General features: G+C 71.8%; 5 protein-coding genes. 3 read left to right on the forward strand and 2 right to left on the reverse strand.

Annotated features, from left to right (window positions below):
- Positions 1-76 precede the first annotated feature (76 nt).
- Positions 77-1,018, reverse strand: coding sequence for a sugar phosphate isomerase/epimerase family protein (locus ACFU0Y_RS16455; protein WP_380215757.1), 942 nt, complete (start codon positions 1,016-1,018; stop codon positions 77-79).
- A 179-nt stretch (positions 1,019-1,197) separates the two neighbouring features.
- Positions 1,198-2,622, reverse strand: coding sequence for a GntP family permease (locus ACFU0Y_RS16460; protein ID WP_380215759.1), 1,425 nt, complete (start codon positions 2,620-2,622; stop codon positions 1,198-1,200).
- Positions 2,623-2,829: 207 nt separating this feature from the next.
- On the opposite strand from ACFU0Y_RS16460, the gene ACFU0Y_RS16465 reads away from it, so the two are divergent.
- From ACFU0Y_RS16465 to ACFU0Y_RS16475, 3 genes are all read left to right on the forward strand, one after another.
- Positions 2,830-3,543: a GntR family transcriptional regulator gene (locus ACFU0Y_RS16465; RefSeq protein WP_380215761.1), complete on the forward strand. Its 714-nt coding sequence runs from the start codon at positions 2,830-2,832 to the stop codon at positions 3,541-3,543.
- A gap of 176 nt (positions 3,544-3,719) precedes the next feature.
- Positions 3,720-4,715 carry a 3-hydroxyacyl-CoA dehydrogenase family protein gene (locus tag ACFU0Y_RS16470; RefSeq protein WP_380215763.1) on the forward strand — a complete coding sequence of 332 codons (996 nt, stop codon included), beginning with the start codon at positions 3,720-3,722 and terminating at the stop codon, positions 4,713-4,715.
- 94 nt (positions 4,716-4,809) lie between these two features.
- Positions 4,810-6,047 (forward strand): dihydroxyacetone kinase family protein (locus tag ACFU0Y_RS16475; protein WP_380215765.1); only part of this gene is annotated, 1,238 nt, incomplete at its 3' end.

The following is a 6,047-nucleotide window of genomic DNA, read 5'->3' on the forward strand; positions in this document are numbered from 1 at the left end:
GCTCCGGTGTGCACCGGAGCCGCCCGGCCGTGGATCGTTCCCCCGGGGGCGGGAGTTCCTGCTCCCGGGTGCCCGGTCAGTCCTCGGGGAGCTTGGCCGCGAGGATCCCGCGGATGTAGTCGCGGTTCATGGCCGTCACCGAGAGCCCGTCGCCACCGTAGTGCTCCACGCACATGGGACCGTCGAAGCCCGCCTCCAGGGCCATGCCGATGGCCTCGCGGTAGTCGATGAAGCCGAGGGCCAGCGGCGCCGGCGCCGAGGCGTAGGAACCGGTGGCGGGGTCGTGGTCCCGGAAGTAGTTCTTGAGCTGCCAGTAGTTGGTGTGGGGGAGCATCGTGGTCAGCATCTCCCGCCAGTCCTCGACCTCCCGGTGCAGGCGGACGATGTTGCCGATGTCGGGGCACAGCCCCACGTTGGGCAGGTCCACGGCCGTGACCAGCTGCACGGAGCTGTCGGCGGTGCCCAGGAAGGTGCCCTCGTACATCTCCAGGGACACGCTCACGCCCCGCTCGGCGGCGTACTCGCCCAGCTCCCGGAAGCGGGCGGCGGCCTTCTCCCGGTTCTCCGGGGTCTCCTCGTCCTCGGCCCCCTCGGCGAGCCAGAACCAGGTGGCCTGCTTCTGCGCCTCGGTGAACGGGTCGTGCAGACCCAGGCACACCATGGGCACCTCGAGGTCCGCGGCGGCGTCGATGGTCCGCTTCGTGTAGGCCATGTTCTCCCGGGCCTTGTCCTCGTCCGGGGTGATCACGCTCTTGCGGGTCACCGCGATGTCGCTGAAGGCGAGGTCGTAGGAGCGGGCCGTCTCGAGCAGCCGGCGGCGGCCGTCGGTGTCGAGATCGGCGGGACGGACCCACGAGTCGGTGAGATCGACGTGGTCGAAGCCGGCGAGGCGGACCTCGCGCAGCGTCTGCTTCCAGGCCTCGGGGCCGGCCGTGGTGCGGTCCCTGCCGTCGGCGGTGGTGCCGGTGAAGTTCAGCAGGGCGGCGCCGATCGGCCAGGTCTCGGGAGTGTGCGGCATGGTTCTCTCCTTGTCGGGCGCCTCTCGGGGCGCCGTGCGGTGTCAGGTCTGCGGTGCGCGGGCGCACCGGGGGTCGGGACGGCGCGGGCTCACACCATGTGCTTGCGGCCGTCGACGAAGTACGAGGCGCCGTTGGCAAGCCGGCCTCGTGGCCGGTCAGGAAGGCGCCGGCGGCCGGCTCACGCGGCCAGGGCGTAGACGATCCAGGCCAGGCCGAAGGCCATGAAGCCGATCGCGGTGCCGACCACCGACCATGTCTTCAGCGTGGTCAGGGTGTCGAAGCCGCAGAACTTGCCGATGAGCCAGAAGCCCGAGTCGTTGACGTGCGAGAAGGTGATGGAGCCCGCCGCGATGCCGACGACGATGGCGGCCAGCCCGACGCCGGACAGGCCCAGCTCCGCGACGGCGGGGGCCATGATCGACCCCGCCGTGGTCGCGGCCACGGTGGCCGAGCCCTGGGCCACGCGGAAGGCGATCGCCACGAGGAAGCCGGCCAGGATCACCGGGAGTCCCATCGCGTCCAGGCCGCCGGCGATGGTGCCGCCGATCCCGGTCTCGGTGAGCACGCGGCCGAAGGCGCCGCCGGCTCCCGTGATGAGGATGATCGAGCAGACCGGGGCGAGGGCGTGGTCGACCAGGTCCTCCAGCGCGCCGCCGATCGAGCCGCGCCCGCTCCGCGGCCGCAGGTACAGCAGGTACATCGCGAACAGCGTGGCGATGAGCAGCGCGATCGGGGTGCTGCCGATGAGCCGGGACAGCCGGAACAGGAGGTTGTCGTCGCCCACGGACCCGCTGGCCTCCAGCGTGGTGAACAGCGTGTTGAAGAAGATGAGCACGAGCGGCAGCAGCAGGACGAAGATGATCGTCCAGAAGCCGGGCCGGGGCATGTCGTCCTCGAGCTCCACCTCGCCCAGCAGGTTCGGCACGGGCATGTTCGGATAGCGCTTGGCGATGACCAGGCTCAGCCGGTAGCCGGCGAGGTACCACGTGGGCAGGCCGACCAGGAGCGAGACGAGCACGACCATCCCGACGTCGGCGCCCATCACGGTCGCGGCGGCGGTGGGGCCCGGGTGCGGCGGGGTGAGGGCGTGCATCATCAGGAAGGCGCCGATGGAGGGCAGCACGTAGAGCATGAAGGAGCCGCCCAGGCGCCGCGCGACCGTGTAGATGATCGGCAGCATCACGATGAAGCCGGCGTCGAGGAAGATCGGGAACGCGTAGAAGAGCGAGGCCACGGCCAGGGCGAGCGGGGCCCGCTTCTCCCCGAAGCGCCGCAGCATCGCGTCGGCGAGCACCTGCGCGCCGCCGGAGACCTGCACCAGGCGCCCCAGCACGGCGCCGAAGCCCACGAGCAGGGCCACGTTGCCCACGGTGGTGCTGAAGCCCGCGACCACCACGCCGACGACGTCGGCCACACCGATGCCCGCGGCCAGCGCCGTGAGGAGGCTGATGATGATCAGCGCGAAGAACGCGTGGACGCGGAGCTTGATGATCAGGAAGAGCAGCGCGGCGATGGCCGCGACCGCGATGGCGAGCAGGGCCCACGTGGGCCTCTCCGCCAGGACGAGCGCGTCCGCCGTGGCGGCGGGAAGGAGGATGTGCATTGCTGAATCACCTTTGCTCAGAACGCGGGCCGGCCACCCTGGTGCTGTGGCGTGGACCACATTCGACGGGCCATTGGCCAATACCCTATAGGATATTGGTCAACTGTCCAGGGGCACGATCGGCGGCGGAGGGCCTCCCCGCCCGTCCTGCGCCCTCCCGGTGCGTGGGACAATTCCTGTGACGGCGGACGCGAGTGAGGAAGCGACATGGAGACGGGTGTTCCGGGCAGTGCGTGGGTGCAGCGCAGCATCCTCGCGGACCAGGTCTACAAGGAGATCCTCGCGCGTCTCATGGACGGGGAGCTGAAGTCCGGGGACCCCATCAGCATCGACGGCACGGCGCGGGAGCTGGGGGTCTCCCCGACCCCCGTCCGGGAGGCCCTGGCGCGGCTGGAGTCCACGAACATGGTGGTCCGTGCCGCACTGCGCGGCTACCGGGTGGCTCCGCTCCTGACCCATGAGGAGCTGCTGGACCTCATGGACGCCCGGCTGCTCATCGAGCCGTACAACGCGGAACTGGCGTGCGGCCACGCGGACCAGCCGTTCCTGGCGGCCCTCGAGCGGTCCATCGACGACCTCCGCGACGCCCCGAACGGGCCCCACTTCTCCGACTACCGCTCCTACTGGGAGGCGGACGAGCGCTTCCACCGCCTCATCGCGGAGCAGGCGGGCAACAAGTTCGTCCTGGGCGCCTACGACGCCCTCGGCGGGCACGTGCACCGGTTCCGGCTCTTCAGCGGGCTGGGGGTCCAGGACGCCAGGAGTGCCATCGAGGAGCACGCGCGGATCCTGCAGGCGCTGCGCCGGGGGGACCCCGCGGCGTCCCGGATCGCGATGGCCGGGCACATCTGCGGCGTGCGCGAGCGGGCGATCCACGAGTACGAGAGCTCCGGCCGGGACGCCCGGAGCGAGAGCGCCTGAGGCGCCCCACTCGCCCTCCCGCGGCACCGAGTGTGGTTGACACCACATCCCCGGCCGTGGATCCTATAGGAAACACGGCACAGCGCAGGCCGGTCCACGGGGTCGTCCGCGACCCCCGCTCCGGCGCCGCCGTGTCCTCCAGACGGAACATGTGCACAGCAGAGGAGATGGGGATCATGGCTCAGCGCTCGGTAGCGGTTGTCGGTTCGGGATACATGGGCGGGGGCATCGCCCAGGTGCTCGCCCTCGGCGGCGCGCGGGTCGCGCTCGCCGACATCTCGCAGGAGATCGCCGAGAAGAACCTCGAGCGACTCCTCGGCGAGGCGGAGCAGTTCGTCGCCGACGGGCTCTTCCCGGTGGACGCGGTCGAGCGGCTGCGCGAGAACCTGTGGGCCGCCCCCAGCATCGAGGAGGCCGTCGCGGACGCCTCCTACGTGGAGGAGGCCGTCCCGGAGATCCTCGACATCAAGCACGGCACCCTGCGCCGGATCAGCGACGCCGCGCCGGCGGACGCCGTGATCGGCTCCAACACCTCCACCATCTCCATCGCCCAGCTCGCCGAGGTCGTCGAGAACCCGGGCCGCTTCCTCGGGGTGCACTTCTCCAACCCCGCGCCGTTCATCCCCGGCGTCGAGGTCATCCCCCACGGGACGACCACGCCCGAGACGGTCGCGACGGCCAGGGAGATCGTCGAGCTGACCGGCAAGAAGGCCGCCGTGGTCAAGGACGTCACCGGGTTCGTGCTCAACCGCCTGCAGTACGCCCTCTTCCACGAGGCCGCCCAGGTGGTGGAGGAGGGCATCGCCACCGCGGAGGACGTCGACACCCTGGTGCGCACCACCTTCGGCTTCCGCCTGCCGTTCTTCGGGCCCTTCGCGATCGCGGACATGGCCGGACTGGACGTCTACTCCTTCTGCTACGCCTCGCTGCAGACCTCGTTCCCCGAGCGCTTCGCCACGCCCAAGATCCTCCAGGACCTCGTGGACGCCGGGAAGCTCGGCACCAAGTCCGGCGCCGGCTTCCTGCAGATCCCGGCCGAGCGCTCGAGCGACCTCGTGGCCTACCGGAACAAGGCCTACGTGGCCATGGGACAGCTCCTGAACGAACTGGGCCCCAGCCCGGTCGACGAGGAGACCGCCCAGCAGGGCGGCGCGTCCAGCCCCGCCGGCTGAGCCTGCGGCACCCACCACCCCGCCGGCGGGAACGGCGTCCGACGCCGGTCCCCGCTCCTGCCGGCGATCCTCCGAGACCACCGAGGCTGCAACGATGACTTTTCTTGTGAACGATCCTTCGGAGTTCGCGTCCGACGCGCTGCGCGGCTACGCGGCCGCCCATCCCGAGCACGTGATGGCCGCCCACGGCGGGGTGGTGCGCGCCTCCGAGACCCCGGCGGGCCAGCCGGCGCTGGTGATCGGCGGGGGATCGGGGCACTACCCGGCGTTCGCCGGGTGGATCGGGCCCGGGATGGGCCACGGCGCCCCGTGCGGCAACATCTTCTCCTCGCCCTCGGCCTCCCAGGTGTACTCCGTGGCGCGCTCGGCGGAGAACGGCGGGGGCGTGGTGCTGGGCTTCGGCAACTACGCCGGGGACGTGCTGCACTTCGGTCAGGCCGCGGAGAAGCTGCGCGCCGAGGGCGTCGACGTGCGGATCGTCCGCGTGTCCGACGACATCGCCTCGGGCCCGGCCGAGGCCCACCGTGAGCGCCGCGGCATCGCCGGGGACCTGCCGGTGTTCAAGATCGCCGGGGCGGCGATCGAGGCCGGGGCCGATCTGGACGAGGCCGAGCGGGTGGCGTGGAAGGCCAACGACGCGACCCGGTCCTTCGGGGTGGCCTTCGAGGGCTGCACCCTGCCCGGTGCCGGGGAGGCGCTGTTCCACGTGCCGGCCGGGGAGATGGCGATCGGGCTCGGGATCCACGGCGAGCCCGGCGTGCGGGAGGTGCCGATGGGCACCGCCGACGAGATCGCCGATCTGCTGCTCGACGGGGTGCTGGAGGAGGAGCCGGCCCGGACCGAGGGCGGCTACCAGGGGCGGGTGGCGGTGCTGCTCAACGGGCTGGGCACGGTCAAGTACGAGGAGCTGTTCGTGGTCTACGCCCGGGTGGCCGCCCGGCTGGCCGAGAAGGGGCTCACCGTGGTGGCCCCGGAGGTCGGGGAGCACGTCACCAGCCTGGACATGGCGGGGTGCTCGCTGACGGTGGTGTTCCTCGACGAGGAGCTCGAGCGGTACTGGCTGGCCCCGGCCGACACCCCGGCCTTCCGCCGGGGTGCCCCGGACACCGCCGAGCGCCCGGCGCGGACCGGGGTGCACACCCCCGGCGCGGAGGAGGTGCCGCAGGCCACCGCCGAGTCCCAGCGGACGGCCGAGCGGGTCGTGGCGGCCCTGGCGGTGCTGGAGGCGACCGCGGCCGAGCACGAGGAGCACTTCGGCCGGCTGGACGCCATCGCCGGCGACGGCGACCACGGACAGGGCATGGCCTTCGGGACCCGGGCCGCGGCCGCGCC

The organism is Kocuria sp. NPDC057446 (assembly GCF_042802875.1).
Classification (GTDB): Bacteria; Actinomycetota; Actinomycetes; order Actinomycetales; family Micrococcaceae; genus Kocuria.